This window comes from Pseudarthrobacter sp. CCNWLW217, assembly GCF_037203985.1.
Taxonomy (GTDB): domain Bacteria; phylum Actinomycetota; class Actinomycetes; order Actinomycetales; family Micrococcaceae; genus Arthrobacter.
In genome coordinates, this window is the sequence record NZ_JBBCBT010000011.1 from 147,173 (window position 1) to 164,041 (window position 16,869).

General features: G+C 65.5%; 12 protein-coding genes. 11 read left to right on the forward strand and 1 reads right to left on the reverse strand.

Annotation, left to right across the window (positions count from 1 at the left end; translation table 11 throughout):
- The first annotated feature begins 204 nt into the window (after positions 1 to 204).
- The 8 genes from V9L18_RS14200 (at position 205) to V9L18_RS14235 (ending at position 11,858) form a co-directional block, all read left to right on the forward strand.
- On the forward strand, positions 205 to 2,172 hold the full coding sequence (locus tag V9L18_RS14200; protein ID WP_337347859.1) for an APC family permease: 1,968 nt from the start codon (positions 205 to 207) through the stop codon (positions 2,170 to 2,172).
- Complete coding sequence (locus V9L18_RS14205; protein ID WP_337347810.1) at positions 2,169 to 3,560, forward strand: class I SAM-dependent RNA methyltransferase; 1,392 nt, start codon at positions 2,169 to 2,171, stop codon at positions 3,558 to 3,560. The genes V9L18_RS14200 and V9L18_RS14205 overlap by 4 nt, the downstream gene beginning before the upstream one ends.
- Positions 3,561 to 3,726: 166 nt before the next feature.
- Complete coding sequence (gene acnA / locus V9L18_RS14210) at positions 3,727 to 6,537, forward strand: aconitate hydratase AcnA (RefSeq protein WP_337347811.1); 2,811 nt, start codon at positions 3,727 to 3,729, stop codon at positions 6,535 to 6,537.
- Between the two features lie 130 nt (positions 6,538 to 6,667).
- The gene (gene dxs / locus V9L18_RS14215) at positions 6,668 to 8,641 is read left to right on the forward strand and encodes a 1-deoxy-D-xylulose-5-phosphate synthase (RefSeq protein ID WP_337347812.1); all 1,974 of its coding nucleotides are present in this window, start codon (positions 6,668 to 6,670) and stop codon (positions 8,639 to 8,641) included.
- Positions 8,638 to 9,255, forward strand: a complete 618-nt coding sequence (locus V9L18_RS14220) for a DUF402 domain-containing protein (RefSeq protein ID WP_337347813.1) — start codon at positions 8,638 to 8,640, stop codon at positions 9,253 to 9,255. Before dxs ends, V9L18_RS14220 begins: the two co-directional genes overlap by 4 nt.
- Complete coding sequence (locus V9L18_RS14225; RefSeq protein ID WP_337347814.1) at positions 9,252 to 9,812, forward strand: hypothetical protein; 561 nt, start codon at positions 9,252 to 9,254, stop codon at positions 9,810 to 9,812. Before V9L18_RS14220 ends, V9L18_RS14225 begins: the two co-directional genes overlap by 4 nt.
- 11 nt (positions 9,813 to 9,823) lie before the next feature.
- Entirely contained in the window at positions 9,824 to 10,801 is a 978-nt protein-coding gene (locus V9L18_RS14230; RefSeq protein WP_337347815.1) for an aldo/keto reductase, read from the forward strand.
- A gap of 25 nt (positions 10,802 to 10,826) precedes the next feature.
- Entirely contained in the window at positions 10,827 to 11,858 is a 1,032-nt protein-coding gene (locus V9L18_RS14235) for a nucleoside hydrolase (RefSeq protein WP_337347816.1), read from the forward strand.
- A 22-nt stretch (positions 11,859 to 11,880) separates the two neighbouring features.
- Here V9L18_RS14235 and V9L18_RS14240 read toward each other — a convergent pair whose 3' ends face one another.
- Positions 11,881 to 13,305, reverse strand: a complete 1,425-nt coding sequence (locus V9L18_RS14240; protein WP_337347817.1) for a mycothione reductase — start codon at positions 13,303 to 13,305, stop codon at positions 11,881 to 11,883.
- 276 nt (positions 13,306 to 13,581) lie between these two features.
- On the opposite strand from V9L18_RS14240, the gene V9L18_RS14245 reads away from it, so the two are divergent.
- From V9L18_RS14245 to V9L18_RS14255, 3 genes are read left to right on the forward strand one after another with little or no spacing between them, the layout of a single operon-like run.
- Positions 13,582 to 14,436 carry an ECF transporter S component gene (locus tag V9L18_RS14245; protein WP_337347818.1) on the forward strand — a complete coding sequence of 285 codons (855 nt, stop codon included), beginning with the start codon at positions 13,582 to 13,584 and terminating at the stop codon, positions 14,434 to 14,436.
- Between the two features lie 10 nt (positions 14,437 to 14,446).
- Positions 14,447 to 15,190, forward strand: coding sequence for an energy-coupling factor transporter transmembrane component T (locus V9L18_RS14250; protein WP_337347819.1), 744 nt, complete (start codon positions 14,447 to 14,449; stop codon positions 15,188 to 15,190).
- A gap of 2 nt (positions 15,191 to 15,192) precedes the next feature.
- Positions 15,193 to 16,851 carry an ABC transporter ATP-binding protein gene (locus V9L18_RS14255; protein ID WP_337347820.1) on the forward strand — a complete coding sequence of 553 codons (1,659 nt, stop codon included), beginning with the start codon at positions 15,193 to 15,195 and terminating at the stop codon, positions 16,849 to 16,851.
- Positions 16,852 to 16,869: the final 18 nt, after the last annotated feature.

The window sequence follows — 16,869 nt, forward strand, 5'->3', positions numbered from 1 at the left end:
ATCATTGGCTATAGCAGCCGACGGACCCGTGTGGTCTAGGCCGGTGACCGCCTGTTGCGCTATGACTGGACTGCCGCGGGTTTGTGTGGATGCCTACGGTGCGTCTGGGCCCTGATCCGGTCTGACGGCAGTGTCGTAAGGTTGCTCTAGTGCTCAACAGAAGTGGGGCGTCGTGAGTAGTCTCAAGGAACAAACGTGCTGACAATGCTGAACGCCATAAAAAGGGTGCTGGTGGGCCGGCCCTTCAGGAACGACAGGCTCGCCCACACCCTGCTCCCCAAACGGATCGCCCTTCCGGTCTTCGCCTCCGACGCCCTGTCCTCCGTTGCGTACGCGCCGGATGAAATCCTCCTGACCCTTGCCCTCGCCGGCGTCAGTGCAGTGGCATTCTCGCCGTGGGTGGGCCTCGCGGTCATGGTGGTGCTCTTGACTGTGGTGGCGTCTTACCGCCAAAACGTGCACGCCTACCCGTCCGGCGGCGGCGACTACGAAATCGCCAACGAGAACCTCGGCAAGTTCGCCGGCCTCACGGTGGCGTCGGCGCTGCTGGTGGACTATGTCCTGACCGTGGCCGTCTCCATGTCCTCGGCCGCCACCTACCTGACCACGGCTGTGCCTTCCCTGCACGGGCAACAGGCGCTCTTCGCCACCATCGGCGTCGTCATCCTTGCCCTGGTCAATCTCCGCGGAGTCAAGGAGGCCGGCACCCTCTTCGCCGTCCCCACATATATCTTCATGGCCTCGATCCTGGGCATGACGGCGGTGGGCATCTTCCAGGCCGCCACCGGCCAGCTGCGTGAAGCGCCCTCCGCGGGATTCACGATTGTCCCTGCCCCGGGTTTTGATGAAGGGCTAGTGGGCCTTGCCGGCGCCTTCCTGCTGCTGCGGGCGTTCTCCTCCGGCGCCGCGGCGCTCACTGGCGTGGAAGCGATCAGCAACGGCGTGCCCAACTTCAAGGTGCCCAAGAGCAAGAACGCCGCCACCACCTTGCTGCTGCTCGGTGTTATCGGGGCTTCCATGCTTGCCGGAATTATCTACCTGGCCAATGCCACGAAGGTCCACATTGTGCTTGACCCGGCCACGGAGTTCCTCTTGGACGGCAAGCCGCTGCCGGAGGGCTACATCCAGAGTCCTGCCATCAGCCAGATCGCCCAGACCATCTTCGGGCCCGGGTCCGTCGCCTTCTTTATTGTGGTGGCTGCCACCGGCGTGATCCTCGTTTTTGCCTCGAACACGGCCTTCAACGGGTTTCCGGTGCTCGGCTCCATCCTGGCCCAGGACGGCTACCTGCCCCGCCAGCTGCGGACCAGGGGTGACCGCCTGGCGTTCAGCAACGGCGTCCTTGCCCTGGCCGCCGGGGCGCTGGTGCTGATCCTGGCCTTCAACGCCGATGTCACCAAGCTGATCCAGCTTTACATCGTGGGCGTCTTTATCTCATTCACCCTCAGCCAGCTGGGCATGATCCGGCACTGGGGCCGGCAGCTCAAGCTCGCCAAGGACAAGGCTGTCCGGCTGCGCATGGCCAAGTCGCGCACCATCAACACCATCGGGTTCGGCATGACGGCCCTGGTGCTGGTCATCGTCCTGATCACCAAGTTCGAGCAGGGCGCCTGGATCGCATTGCTGGCCATGTTTGTCCTGTTCCTGATCATGTGGAGCATCCGCGCACACTATGACAACGTGGCGAAGGAACTGGCCGTGGATGAGGATTCCTCTCCGCGTGCCCTGCCCTCCCGGGTCCACGCCGTCCTCCTGGTCTCGCATGTGCGCAAGCCGGTGCTCCGGGCGCTGGCCTATGCGCGTGCCTCGCGGCCGTCACGGCTGGACGCCGTCACCGTGGACATCAATGCTGAAGAAACCGCGCACACAGTAGCCGACTGGGAAAAGCTGGACATCCCCGTCCCGCTGACAGTACTGGCGAGCCCCTACCGGGAGACCATCACGCCCATCATGGAGTACGTCAAAAACATGCGGCGCGATTCCCCCCGCGACCTCATCGTGGTCTATATCCCCGAATATGTGGTGGGCAAATGGTGGGAACAACTCGTCCACAACCAGACTGCGCTGCGCATCAAGACCCGGCTGCACTTCGAACCCGGCGTGATGGTGGCCAGTGTTCCGTGGCAGCTGAAATCATCCGAAGAAGCCAAGAACCTGCAGGATATCCAATGAGCTCGCATACCCAGACCCAGTTCCCTTCCAGCACCGAGGTTAAGGAACTCGTGCTCGACGTCGGCCCTGTGGCCCACGGCGGCCACTGCGTGGCCCGGCATGAGGGCAGGGTGATCTTCGTGCGGCACGCTATCCCCGGCGAAAAAGTCCGCGCCCGGCTGACCGACGCCGGTGATGCAGCCAAATTTTGGCGCGCCGACGTGGTGGAAGTCCTCGAGGCGTCCCCGGACCGTGTTGAGCACTTCTGGCACGCGGCCGACTCCCGACGCGCCTGGGCCCACGGCCACCCGCCGGTGGGCGGCGCCGAGTTCGGCCATATAGCGCTGGAACGCCAGCGAAGCCTGAAGGCTGCGGTCCTGACCGAACAGCTTCAGCGGCTCGCCGCCGTCGGCCAGTTCCCGGGCGGTGAGGTCACCGTTGAGGCGGTGGCAGGGAACAGTGCGGGGGCGGACCCAACGTACGACGCCGACACTGGCCTCGGGTGGCGGACGCGGGCCAGTTTCTCGGTCACCGCTGCCGGAAAACTGGGCATGCACGCCCACCGCTCCGACCACATCATCGCGCTGCGGGAGATGCCGCTCGCCTCTGACGGCATCAACCGGCTGCGGCTGTGGAATATTGACCTGCAGGGGATCGATCGTGTCGAGGTGGCCGCACCGGCCAACGGTTCACGTCCCCTGGTGCTGCTTGCCCCGGCTCCCGGGACGAAGCCAAAGCGGCTGAGCGCCATTGCCGCCCAGCTTCCGGAGGACGTCTCGGTGGCCACCTTCGATCCGCTCACGGACGACGTCCAGCAGTTGCGGGGACGCACCTGGGTGCAGGAATCCGCCGCGGGGCACGAATACCGGGTCACCGGCGCCGGCTTCTGGCAGATCCACCGCGACGCGCCCGAAGCACTTGTGGGGGCCGTCACAGGATTCCTGCACGACGGTGGCTTCCTTTCGCCCGGTTCCGTGGTGGCAGATCTCTATGCAGGCGCCGGACTTTTCACGGCGCCGTTGGCTGATGCGGTGGGCGAAACAGGCTCTGTCCTGTCGGTGGAAGGCGCTCCCGGCACCAGCAAGGACGCCCGAAAGAACCTGCACGGGGCGCCGCAGGTGGAGATTGCCCAAGGGCGGGTGGAACGCATCCTCCGCCAGAAACCACGCAATTTTGATGCCCTGGTGCTGGACCCGCCTCGTGCCGGTGCAGGCAAGGCCGTCGTAGGCCAACTGATCGCCGCGGGTCCGCGGGCCATTGCCTATGTGTCGTGTGACCCTGCATCCTTCGCCCGTGACGTGGGTTACTTCCAGGAGGGAGGATGGTCGCTGGCGGGGCTGCGCGCCCTGGACTTGTACCCGCACACCCACCACCTGGAGACGGTGGCTTTACTGGTGCCGAGCCGCTGACGCCGCAGTTATTTGGACTACTATGGCCCTTAGTAGTCCCACGTCGCGCTCCGTATTCACGGGTGACCCCATGTAATTTTTGCGGGCACGCACTAATTAGGCCTGCCTAACTAGCAAGCGGTCAACCGCGCGACAAAGATGAAACTGTTGCGAGAGGAGTCCTGCGATGAGCACTGTGGACAGCTTCGGTTCAAAAGGCAAACTTAATGTAGCCGGAACCGAATACGAAATTTTCCGGTTGAACTCCGTTGAAGGTGCAGAAAACCTTCCGTTCAGCCTCAAGGTATTGCTTGAAAACCTGTTGAGGACCGAGGACGGCGCGAACATCACTGCCGATCACGTTCGTGCCTTGGCAGGCTGGGATCCTGATGCCCAGCCAGATACAGAAATCCAGTTCACGCCTGCACGGGTGATCATGCAGGACTTCACCGGTGTTCCCTGCGTGGTTGACCTGGCGACGATGCGTGAAGCGGTCAAGGAGCTCGGTGGCGACCCCAAGCGGGTCAACCCCCTCGCTCCTGCAGAGATGGTCATCGACCACTCCGTGCAGATCGATGCTTTCGGTAACTCCGGCGCACTGGAGCGCAACATGGAGATCGAATACCAGCGGAACGGCGAGCGTTACCAGTTCCTCCGCTGGGGCCAGACCGCCTTCGATGACTTCAAGGTTGTTCCCCCGGGAACCGGCATTGTGCACCAGGTCAACATCGAATACCTGGCCCGCACGGTCATGACCCGCGAGGTGGACGGTGCCCTGCGCGCCTACCCCGACACCTGCGTGGGCACTGACTCGCACACCACCATGGTCAACGGCCTGGGTGTCCTCGGCTGGGGCGTTGGCGGCATTGAAGCCGAAGCCGCAATGCTGGGCCAGCCCGTCTCGATGCTCATCCCGCGCGTCGTCGGCTTCAAGCTGACCGGGTCCATCCCGGCCGGAGCCACCGCCACCGACGTCGTGCTGACCATCACCGAGCAGCTGCGCAAGCACGGTGTTGTGGGCAAGTTCGTGGAATTCTACGGCGAGGGTGTCGCCGCGGTGCCGCTGGCCAACCGCGCCACCATCGGCAACATGAGCCCGGAATTCGGTTCCACCGCCGCAATGTTCCCGATCGACGACGTCACATTGGACTACCTGCGCCTCACCGGCCGCTCGGACGAAAACGTGGCGCTCGTGGAATCCTACGCCAAGGAACAGGGCCTGTGGCACGATCCGTCGCGTGAGATCAAGTTCTCCGAGTACCTCGAGCTGGACCTGTCCACGGTTGTTCCCTCCATCTCCGGCCCCAAGCGTCCCCAGGACCGCATTGAACTGACCGATGCCAAGGAGCAGTTCCGCAAGGACATCCACAACTACGTGGCCATCGAAGACGGCAGCGTGGACGAGTCCCTGGAAGAGTCCTTCCCGGCCTCGGATGCACCGTCGTTCACGCACGCTGATTCCCACACCACGGAAACCGCACGCGTGGTCTCCGCCGCGAACGGCGCCAACGGACGCCCGTCCAACCCGGTCCACATCAAGACCGAAGACGGCCGCGAGTTCGAGCTGGACCACGGAGCAGTTTCCATCGCCTCCATCACGTCCTGCACCAACACGTCCAACCCCTCCGTCATGCTTGCCGCCGCACTGTTGGCACGCAACGCCGTTGACAAGGGCCTGACGTCCAAGCCGTGGGTCAAGACCTCTGTTGCTCCCGGCTCCAAGGTCGTCACCGACTACTACGAGAAGTCCGGCCTCACCCCGTACCTGGAGAAGCTCGGCTTCTACATCGTGGGCTATGGCTGCGCCACCTGCATCGGCAACTCCGGCCCGCTGGACGCCGAAATTTCCGAGGCCATCCAGGCCAACGACCTCTCGGTGACTGCGGTGCTCTCCGGCAACCGCAACTTCGAAGGCCGGATCAACCCGGACGTGAAGATGAACTACCTGGCCTCCCCGCCGCTGGTCATCGCCTACGCCCTGGCCGGTTCCATGGACTTCGATTTCGACACCGATTCCCTGGGCAAGGACGAGGCCGGCAACGACGTCTTCCTGAAGGACATCTGGCCCAACCCGGTCGAGGTCCAGCAGGTCATCGATTCCTCGATCGACAAGGACATGTTCGCCCGCGGCTACGAGGGCGTCTTCGACGGCGACGACCGCTGGAAGGCTCTCGACACCCCCGCCGGCGACACGTTCGCCTGGGACCCGAAGTCCACCTACGTCCGGAAGCCCCCGTACTTCGAGGGCATGAAGGCCCAGCCGGAGCCCGTCCAGGACATCTCCGGTGCACGCGTGCTGCTGAAGCTGGGCGATTCGGTTACTACTGACCACATCTCCCCGGCCGGCTCCTTCAAGTCGGACACCCCGGCCGGCCAGTACCTCCTGGCCAACGGTGTGGAGCGCAAGGACTTCAACTCCTACGGTTCGCGCCGTGGAAACCACGAAGTCATGATTCGCGGCACGTTCGCGAACATCCGCATCAAGAACCAGATCCTGGACGGCGTGGAGGGTGGATTCACCCGCGACTTCACCCAGGCTGACGGCCCGCAGGCCTACGTTTACGACGCCGCCCAGAACTACCAGGCAGCCGGCATCCCGCTGGTGGTCCTGGCAGGCAAGGAGTACGGCTCCGGTTCCTCCCGTGACTGGGCAGCCAAGGGCACCGCGCTCCTGGGCGTCAAGGCAGTCATCGCCGAAAGCTACGAGCGCATCCACCGCTCCAACCTGATCGGCATGGGCGTCCTGCCTCTGCAGTACCCGGCCGGAGAAAGCGCAGCAACCCTGGGCCTGACCGGCACTGAGGTTTTTGCGGTGGAAGGCGTCACCGGGCTAAACGAGGGCTTCACGCCCAAGACCCTTAAGGTGACCGCCACCGCTGAGGACGGCACCGCCAAGTCCTTCGATGCCGTCCTGCGCATTGATACCCCGGGCGAAGCCGACTACTACCGCAACGGCGGCATCCTGCAGTACGTCCTGCGTCAGATTTCCGCCAACTAGCGGCTTTCTGTACTCAGGCAAACACCCTGACGAAGCCCCGGCCGGTCACCGACCAGCCGGGGCTTCGGCTTTGGATTTGAGCCGAGGCGTTAGAGTTAACAGGCACGTCTACCACCTGAAGGAGGGGTCATTGGGACTCTTGGACGCCATCCGGAATCCGCAGGACCTGAACGAGTTGTCCGAAAAGCAGCTGGCGGAACTCGCCGGTGAGATCAGGAGTTTCCTGATCACGAACGTCTCCCAGACCGGTGGACACCTTGGACCCAACCTTGGGGTGGTTGAGCTGACGCTGGCCGTGCACCGCATCTTTGACTCGCCGCGGGACAGTATCGTTTTCGATACCGGCCACCAGTCGTACGTCCACAAGCTCCTCACCGGACGCCAGGACTTCAGCACACTCCGTCAGGAAGGCGGCCTGTCAGGCTACCCGTCCCGGGCCGAATCCGAGCACGACATCGTCGAAAGCTCACACGCTTCCTCGTCCCTGTCCTGGGCGGACGGTATCTCCCGGGCCCGGCAGCTCACCGGGGAAGGCGACCGGTACACCGTCGCGGTGGTAGGCGACGGTGCCCTGACCGGCGGCATGGCTTGGGAAGCCATCAACAACATCGCGGCCGATAAACGCCGCCGCGTGGTGATCGTGGTCAACGACAACGGCCGCTCCTATGCGCCCACCGTCGGCGGCTTCGCCGACTACCTGGCATCGCTGCGTCCCACCATCGACTCCTTCCGCGCTGCCCCCGCCTATGAGGGGACCCTCGACTGGTGGAAAAAGAAGCTCCAGAACAGCGGCCCCGTGGGGCAGTTCACCTACAAGAGCCTGCATGCCATGAAAAAGGGCATCAAGGACTGGTGGGCGCCCCAGGGCATGTTCGAGGACCTCGGCATGAAATACATTGGCCCCGTGGACGGGCACAACCTCCAGGCCATGGAGCACGCCCTGTCCACCGCCAGGAACTACGCGGGCCCGGTCATTGTCCACGCCATGACCGAAAAGGGCCACGGCTACGCTCCCGCCCGCGCCCATGAGGCGGACCAGTTCCACGCCGTCGGCATCATCGACCCCGAGACGGGCGAGCCCACGGGCAGTGCCGGCGCCCAGTCCTGGACCTCCGTTTTCGCTGACGAGATCGCCGAAATTTCCGATGAGCGGCCTGACATCGTGGGCCTCACCGGCGCCATGCTGATCCCCGTTGGCCTGCACAAATTTGCCGCCAGGCATCCCGACCGCGTGATCGACGTCGGAATTGCCGAACAGCACGCCTTGACCTCCGCCGCAGGCATGGCCTTCGGCGGGCTCCACCCGGTAGTGGCCGTCTACGCCACGTTCCTGAACCGCGCGTTCGACCAACTCCTGATGGACGTCGCCCTGCATAAGGCCGGCGTCACCATCGTGTTGGACCGGGCTGGCGTCACCGGGCCCGACGGCGCAAGCCACCACGGCATGTGGGACATGGCCATGGTCCAGATTGTGCCGGGACTGCACCTCGCGGCCCCGCGCGACGCCTCCCGTCTGCGGGAGGAACTCCGCGAGGCTGTAGCCATCAGTGACGCCCCCACCGTGGTGCGCTTCTCCAAGGGCACCGTGGGCGCCGAAGTCGAAGCCATCGAAAGGCTAAGCGACGGCGTGGATGTCCTGGCCCGACGTCCGTCCGGTTCCACTGAGAACGACGTCCTGATCGTCAGCGTCGGGGCCATGTCCGAACTTGCCCTGGACGTTTCCAACCGCCTCGGCGCGCAGGGAATCAGCACCACCGTGGTGGACCCGCGCTGGGTGTTGCCGGTCCGCCGTTCCATCATCGCGCTGGCCTCCCATCACCGTCTGGTCATCTGCATTGAGGACGGCGTCCGCGCAGGCGGAGTGGGGTCGCGGATCAGGCAGGAAATGCGCGCCGCCGGGGTGGACACTGCCCTGAACGAGGTTGGCCTGCCCGTGGAGTTCCTTGACCACGGCACCAGGAGCCAGATCCTGGAGCGCGTCGGGCTGACCGCCCAGCAAATAACGCACGACGTCGTCGCGCAGGTTTTGGGCACCAAGGTTCCGTTTGCGCGTCCCCTCCCGGGCCAGCAACACCCCACCACCGGCAGCCTTCCGATTCTGTGAGGGAAGAAGACGCACTGAAGTACCCGGGGGCAACCGGTGAAAGCGGCCCGGCGATACATACCAGCACCACACGCGTACCGGGCCCGCTGCAGCCGGGCCAATTGGTGGTGGCCCGGAACCGCAAATGGAACGGCAAGGCCCACTGGGTGGTCCCAGGCCGCTATCTGGGTGAGGACCGGCACGGCTGGTGGATTTTCCAGGGAACCAACGAATTCTGCTCCCGGCCCGGCGCCGCGTTCTACACCCGGTCCGATGCAGTGCTGCTGGTGCCGCGCTCGGGCGACTGGGTGGCCACGTTCTATGACGACGCCCACCCCAACGGGGTCCGTGTCTACGTTGACCTCGCCGTTGCGCACGAGTGGACGGACATCCGGCCCGCCGTCACCGAGTTCCATGTGATCGACATGGATTTGGATGTCATCCGCATGGCGGGCCGCGGCGTCTTTATCGATGACCAGGACGAGTTCGCCGAGCACCGCATCGCCATGAATTACCCGGACCGGCTGGTGGATGACATCCAGGCCGCCGCGGATGAGCTTTACCAGGCCGTCAAGGCACAGCACGCACCGTTCGACGGAACAGACGTCGAATGGTTCACGAAGGGACGGTCATGAGCGGAATCATCAGGGTCTACAAACGGGACGATGAGGGAGTGCTGCACTTCCGCGAAGGCTGGTTCGACGAGGACTACAGCCAGTTCGTGATGAACTATGGCGTTGTGGGCCACCAGAGCAAGACCGAAGAAACCGACGTCGCCGACGCCGCCGCGGCGGAGGGCCTGATGGATGCGTTTGCCGTGCAGTGCGCGGAGGACGGCTACGCCGAAATCCCCGACGAGGAGCAGTTTTGGGTGGTAGCCCAGTTCGCCCTGAAGACGAAGGAGGGCACCGACCGCGACCGCTACCTTGAGGAGAAGGCGAAGGATGCCCTCATCAGCCACCTGGCGTGGCGCGGGCTGGGCACGGTGGAACGCTCGGAATTCAGCGACTACAAGCTGAACATCTTCTGCCTTTGCCCCGACGTAAACAAAGCCGTCAACGCGATCAAGGTCTGCAGCCGCGGCGAGGATTTGGACTTCACCAAGCTCAGCATTGGCGCCGCACCCTTCACTGATCCGGACAGCTTCAAGCTCAAGCACTCGGCGAAGCCAGCCAACAGTTTCAGCCTCTAGGACGGAAGTCGATGACTGAATACCGACGCCTCGGAAACTCCGGCCTCACCGTTTCTGTTGTGGGCCTGGGCTGCAATAACCTGGGCCGGGCCCATACGGCCACCGAGTCCCAGGAGGCCACTGACGCCGTCGTCCACGCCGCCCTCGACGCCGGTGTGACTCTCTTCGACGTGGCGGACACCTACGGGCGCGAGCCCGGCCTTAGCGAGAGCATGCTGGGCAAGGCTCTGGCCGGGCGGCGGGACGAAGCCGTGGTGGCCACTAAGTTTGGAATGGACATGCACGGGGCCAATGGCCGCGATTTCGGCGCCCGCGGCTCCCGCAGCTACATCATCCGCGCGGCGGAGGCATCGCTGCGGCGGCTGGGCACCGACTGGATCGACCTGTACCAGTTCCACACTCCGGACCCGCTGACGCCGATCGAAGAAACCCTCTCAGCGCTCGATGACCTGGTGACGAGTGGGAAAGTGCGGTACATCGGGCACTCCAACCGCGCCGGCTGGCAGATCGCCGAAGCTGAGTTCGTGGCACGAACCGCCGGGGGTGCCCGGTTCATCTCCACCCAGAACCACTACAACCTCCTGGACCGGCGGGCGGAGCTGGAAGTCACCCCCGCAGCCGAGGCGTATGGCCTTGGCGTCCTGCCTTACTTCCCGTTGGCCAACGGGCTCCTTACCGGAAAATACTCGCCGGACACGGCGCCGGAAGGCACCCGGCTCAGCCATACCCGGACCCATCTGGTGCACGATGCCGACTGGGGCCAGCTCACACGGTTCAGCGCCTTCGCCGAACAGCGTGGCCTGTCGGAGGTTCAGGTGGCCTTCTCCTGGCTCGCGGCCCAGCCGTCGGTCAGCAGCGTGATCGCGGGGGCCACCAGGCCCGAACAGGTCCGCCAGAACGCGGAGGCCGTGGCCTGGGTGCCAACCCCGGCGGAGCTTGCGGAACTGGATGACATCTTCCCCAAAGTCCCCAAAGTGGCACTCTTCTAGGAAACGGCCTGAGGGAACGACGCCGATGACCAGGCTGCTGCTGGATGTGGATACCGGGATAGACGACGCCTTGGCACTGGCGTACCTGGCCTCGCTGCCGGAAGTGGAGTTCGTGGCTGTGACTGCGACCCCCGGAAACGCGGGCCTGCGCCAAGTGGCCTTGAACACGCTGGCCATGCTGGAGTTGTGCGGGCGTCCTGGGGTTGAGGTCGCCGTTGGCGCCGAAGTTCCCCTTTCCGTCCCCCTCGTGACCACCCCGGAGACCCACGGACCCCAAGGTCTTGGACACGCCGTGTTGCCACCGCCGTCCGGGTCAGTGTCCGCTCGGCACGCCGCCGATGTCTGGGTGGAAGCAGCACGCGCCCACCCGGGGGAGCTGACGGCGCTGATTACGGCGCCGCTGACGAATTTCGCCCTTGCCATCCGACGTGAACCGCGGTTGCCGGAATTGCTGAAACGGGTGGTGATCATGGGCGGAAGTTTCTACCACCAGGGAAACACCACGCCCACGGCAGAGTGGAACACCCATGTGGACCCGCATGCGGCCAAGGAAGTCTATGCGGCGTTCCGCGGGCTGCCGGAGGACCGGCTCCCCATTGTCTGCTCGCTGGACACCACGGAGCGGATCGAGATGCGGCCCGAGCACATAAGGCGGCTTTCCGCGGCGGCGGGCTGCGCCGTGGAGGAACTTGTGCTTCCCGAGCAGCCCGAGGGGCTCCGGAGCACGTCCGAGAACCCGCTGGTGCGGCACCTTTCCGATGCGTTGCGGTTCTACTTTGAGTTCCACCGGCACTACGACCAGGGGTACCTGGCGCATGTCCACGACTTCTTCGCCGCGGGCGTGGCAGCCGGCACGCTGGAGTACAGCACCCGGACGGCAACCGTCGACGTCGAGGTCGAGTCCACCTTGTTGATGGGGACCACCGTGGCGGACTACCGCAAGCTGTGGGGACATCCGCCCAACGCCCGGGTGGTGTCCGGGAACAACCCTGAACAGGCCTTCCAGGAACTCATCCGGTCCGTCGGCGCCCTCGCAGCCCGGCTGTACGAACGGTAAGTCCGGCAGTGACCTGTCAGTCCTACAGCGGAGCGTCGTCAGGCAGATCCACGTCCAGGGCCAGCAAGGCGTTCTCCACCACCTCGGTCAAAGCCGGGTGGATCCAGTAGGGGCCGCGCGCCAGCGTATGGACCGGCACGTCCGTGGCCATCGCCTGGACCAGTGGCTGGATGAGGATGGAGGCTTCGCGGCCCATGATGTGGGCTCCGAGCAGGCGTCCGGTGGACTTCTCAGCGACGAGCTTGACCACCCCTTCCTCGTCCTCCATGGCCCAGCCGTAGGCGGTGGAGCCGTAGTCCTGGACCGCCGTAACGATTTCCGTGCCTGGCGATGCCTGCGAGCGGGCGTCATCTTCGGTCAGGCCGACGGAAGCCACCTGTGGGTTGGAGAACACGGCAAACGGCACTGCCGTGTAGTCGATGGGCCGGAGCCGGTCCGGGTGTTCGAGGTTGTTCGCCACCACCCGGGCTTCCCGGTTGGCGACGTGCTTGAGCTGGTAGCTGTTCGCGATGTCGCCCAGGGCGTACACGCCGTTCACAGGCTGCCCGTTGGAGAGGACCCTGAGGTGGCGGTCCACGGACAGGGTGCTGTCCCCGTCCAGGTCAAAGCCGGCAGCCTCCACGCCCAGCCGGTCCGTGTTAGGCACCCGCCCCGTGGCCATCAGGACGATATCCGCCGGGATGCGAAGCGGCGTGCCATCATCATCGGAGAAAACGACCGTGACCGAGCCGTCGCCGTTGTCCTCCACAGCCTGGAGCGCGTATCCAAGCTCCAGCCGCCAGCGGCTGGCGGCTGCGGCTGCGAAACGCCCGGCGATCTCCCGGTCGTTGCCGCGAAGCAGTCTGCCGGAACGGTTTACCTGGGTGACGTCGGCGCCGAAGCCATGGAACACCGCGGCAAACTCCGCCGCGATGTAGCCGCCGCCCACAACCACCACTCTCCCCGGCAGGCCGTCAATGCGCATGACGGTATCGGAGGTATGTACCTGCGGCAGGCCGATCCCCGGAACTTCGGGCAGGACGGCCCGGGAACCGGCGGCCACTACTACCCGGTCCGCGGTGAGTTCCACGCCTGAATCCGTGACGAGCGTCCTGGGACCCGTGAACCGAGCGTGGTCCTGGTACAGGTCCACATTGTCGAGTTCATCCGCCCGGTACCGCCGGCCGGACTCGGAAATCGAATCGATCCGGCCAAAAATCCTGTCCCGCACGTCATTCCAGTGAACCTTATCCAGGCTCAGGTCCACACCGAGGCGGCCCGCTTCCGAGGGCGTGGCGGCAAGCCCGGCCGGGTAGACAAACATCTTGGTGGGGATGCAGCCGACATTCAGGCACGTACCGCCGAACACGCCGCCGTCGATCATCGCTACCTTCCTGCCGTCCCAGAACGGAGTAATCAGCGAATTTCCGGATCCCGAACCGATGATGGCCAGGTCGTAGTGGGGCATGCATCCGCCTTTCGTGAGGTCCTCCGCAGGACGGCGGGGGTGGGGTGGTGGAGTGGGCCTTTCCGTGAGTCTATGGCAGAGCTGGGCCGACGTCGGAACGCCGGCCTGCCGGAAATCGGCCGAAAACGGCCGGATAGCTGCGGGGTACCAGCCGGTAGACTGGATGGCGGACCGGCCGGCACCCAAACGCGCCGGTTGCCGCCGAGGTGACATAGGCGGCGTTCCGCATTGCCCGGGCTTTCCGGGCTTCCCAGCCTGAACCTTCGAAGGAACGCCATGTCATCGCCCTCCCTTACGCTGGAATCCCCAACCCCGGCCGCCGCCCGGAAACGCCGGTTGCTGGAAATCCTCGGTGCACTGGCCATCGCAGGCACCTACATCTACCTTGTGCTCAACCAGCCCGCGGACATCACTGGCGGACCGGGAAGCGCTTCGGCTCTGATCGCGCTCACCGGGTTCCTTGCCGGGGCCATCCTGCTGATTGTTGCCGTCCTGCCCACGCTGCCCGTCTCCACGCTGGTACTGATTCCCGTTGCGCTGGTGCTGAACATTGTGCTGGGCCAGTTTGTAGGCAGCACACTGGTGCCGTTCTATCTTGACGCCATCGGCACGGTCCTCATCGCGGTCCTGGCTGGACCGGCAGCCGGAGCCGCCACAGGCGCGCTGAGCAGTATCGTCTGGTCTTTCTTCAATCCGACTGTCCTCCCGTTTGCTGCCGGCGCCGCCCTGATCGGCTGCCTGGCAGGCCTTGCCGCCCGGTATGGACTGTTCCGCCGCTTTTACCTGGCACCGGTGGCCGGTTTCCTGACCGGGATCATCGGGGGTGTTGTCTCCGCGCCCATTGCCGCCTTTGTCTTCGGCGGCACGTCGGGGCTGGCGACCGGCGCCAGCGTGAGCGCCTTCCGCTCTATGGGGGACACGCTCCTGGCCGCCATTACCAAGCAGGCCCTGATCTCGGATCCCATGGACAAGGCCATCGTCTTCACCCTGGTGGCCATCCTGGTGTATGCCCTGCCTCGCCGTACACGCCTGCAGTTCCCCTTTGTGACGCGCCACCGCGTGTTGGCGGGCCACGGAACCGGCCGGCCGGCCAGAGAGACCGCCGGCGCACCTGCGGACCAGGCCTCCTGACCCTGCCCTGATGCGACTCCACCCGTTTACATCGCTGGCCGCCGCCGGCAGCACGGCAGTGATGACGACGGCGGCAGCGAGCCTGCCGCTGTCCCTCGCCGTGATTGCCGCAGCAGTGTGCTTGTCGGTTGCCGGGGGAGTGGAACGCCGGATGGCGGCGGCTGCTGCGGGAATTCTGGTTCCCCTCGTGTTGTCGCTCTTCATCCTGCATGGACTGTTCTTTCCCGAAGGCGCTGCCGTCCTGGCGCAATGGGGACCGGCGCGGGTCACCGTGGAAGGGCTGCAGTTTGCCCTCGACCGGGCCACCCAGCTCTCCGCGTCAGTGCTCGTGCTGCTGTTGTGCTCCTTTACCATCAGCGTTCCGGACTTGGTCGCCGCATTGTCCGCCCGGGGCGTTCATGCCCGTTTCGCGTTTGTGCTGGCCTCCACCCTGACCCTGCTGCCGGCCATCACCACGCGGCTGGGCAGGATCAGGCATGCCCAGGAGGCCCGCGGCCTGGTGATCACAGGGGGCGTTTTCCGGCGAATGACAGCTTTCCGGTGGCAGGCAGTGCCGCTGGTCCTGTCATTGGTAGACGAGGCCGGCACCCGGGCGGCTGCCCTGGAAGCCCGTGGCTTCGGCGGACCCGGGCCGCGCACCAGTTACCGTGAGGTGCCCGATCCGCCGTTCCAGCGCCGGCTGCGCCTGGTCCTCCTGCTCGCGGCCGCTGCGGCAACAGTGGTCCGCCTCGGGCAGTCATGGGTGGGTTCTTGAGGATGGCGGAAAGCTCCACCCCCGTACTGGCTGCGGGGATAGAAACATTCATTTATCCCGGCGATACGGAACCCGTCCTCGCCGGTGTGGACCTTTCCCTCGGTGCAGGCACACTGACGGCAGTGCTGGGCGGCTCCGGCAGCGGCAAATCAACACTGGGACGCCTGATTGCCGGGTGGCTGCTTCCCGGCAATGGTGGGAGCCTGACGGGATTCCTCGACCTTGGCGGTACGAGGCTGCAGTTCACTGGAGAAGCTGATCCACGAATCAACCCCGGGACGTGGGGCCGCGTGGTGGGCTTCGTGCCGCAGGACGCCGTGGCGGCCCTCTCCAGCGTCCGCGCAACGGTTGCCGAAGAGTTGGCCTTCGGGTTGGAAAACGTGGGAATGGATCGCGCCGGAATGGCCGCCGCCGTTGGGCGCACGGCGTCAAGGGTCGGCCTGGACCACCTGCTGGACAAGGACCCCGCAAGGCTTTCCGGCGGCGAACTGCGCCGCCTGGCCATCGGATGCGCCGTCATTTCCGGGCCTGCCGTGCTGGTGATGGACGAGCCGTTCGCTTCCCTTGACCGGGAAGGAGCCGAAAGCTTGGCGCTCCTGGTGCGGAACCTTGTGAAGGACGGCACCGCCGTCGTGGTCCTGAGCCAGAGGGTGGACGATTTGCTGCTCGACGCCGACACCTGGGTGCTGCTCAGCGGAGGTACGGTGGCGATAACGGGCATGCCCGCCCAAGTCGCCGGCTCCGGAGAGTTCGCAACGGCCGGCGTAGTGAGCCCGCGGCCGGGCACGGGGGCCAGTGTCCTGCCGGTCCGGGAAGAACTGGGAAACGGTGCTCCTGGCCTTGATGCACTTATCGCTGGTGCCACCGTTCTCAGTGCCTCTGTCCTTGGAGCAATGGTGCCCTGCCCGCCCGCGGTCGGACTGCGTGGCGTCTCGTTCAGCTACCGCCAACAACGCCGGCGCTGGCTCAAAACAGAGCCGGACCCCGCCGCGGCAGTGGTCCTTCAGAACCTCAACATGGAAGTACGCGCCGGCGAGATCGTTGCTGTCACCGGAGCGAACGGCGCCGGAAAGTCCACACTGCTGCGGCACCTCAACGGCCTGCTCCAGCCCACGGCCGGGACGGTCCTGGTCAAGGGGCAGGACATCGCCGGGCACCCAACGGGAAGGGTGTCCGGCGACGTCGGGCTCCTACTCCAGCAGCCCCGGGACCAGTTGTTCGAGCGCACCGTGGAACGGGAAGTCCGCTTCGGCGTGGAACGGTGGCCGGTCCGCCGGAAACCAGGCCGCCGGCCAGTCTTTACATGGACGGCCGCGCAGGGAGCTGCCGGGAGGCACCGCCATGACTCAGCAACCGCGCGGGCCGTCTCTGAAGCCCTCGCCGCCGTCGGCCTGGATCACCTCGCCGGCCGGCATCCGGCAGAACTTCCCACGTCCCACCAGCGCCTGCTGGCCCTGGCCACCGTGCTGGCCAGGCGCCCGTCTGTCCTTGCCCTGGACGAACCGACCGTAGCCCTGGACGGCCATGGACTGGCGGTCCTGGACCGCGTGGTCCGGTGTGCCGCCGCGGAGGGCGCCGCCGTCGTGCTGGTCACACACGACCTCGAGTACGCGCGGTCCCTTGCGCATCGGCTGGTGCACCTGCAGTCGGCCGCGCGCTGACCTCCCAGTGACCCCGGG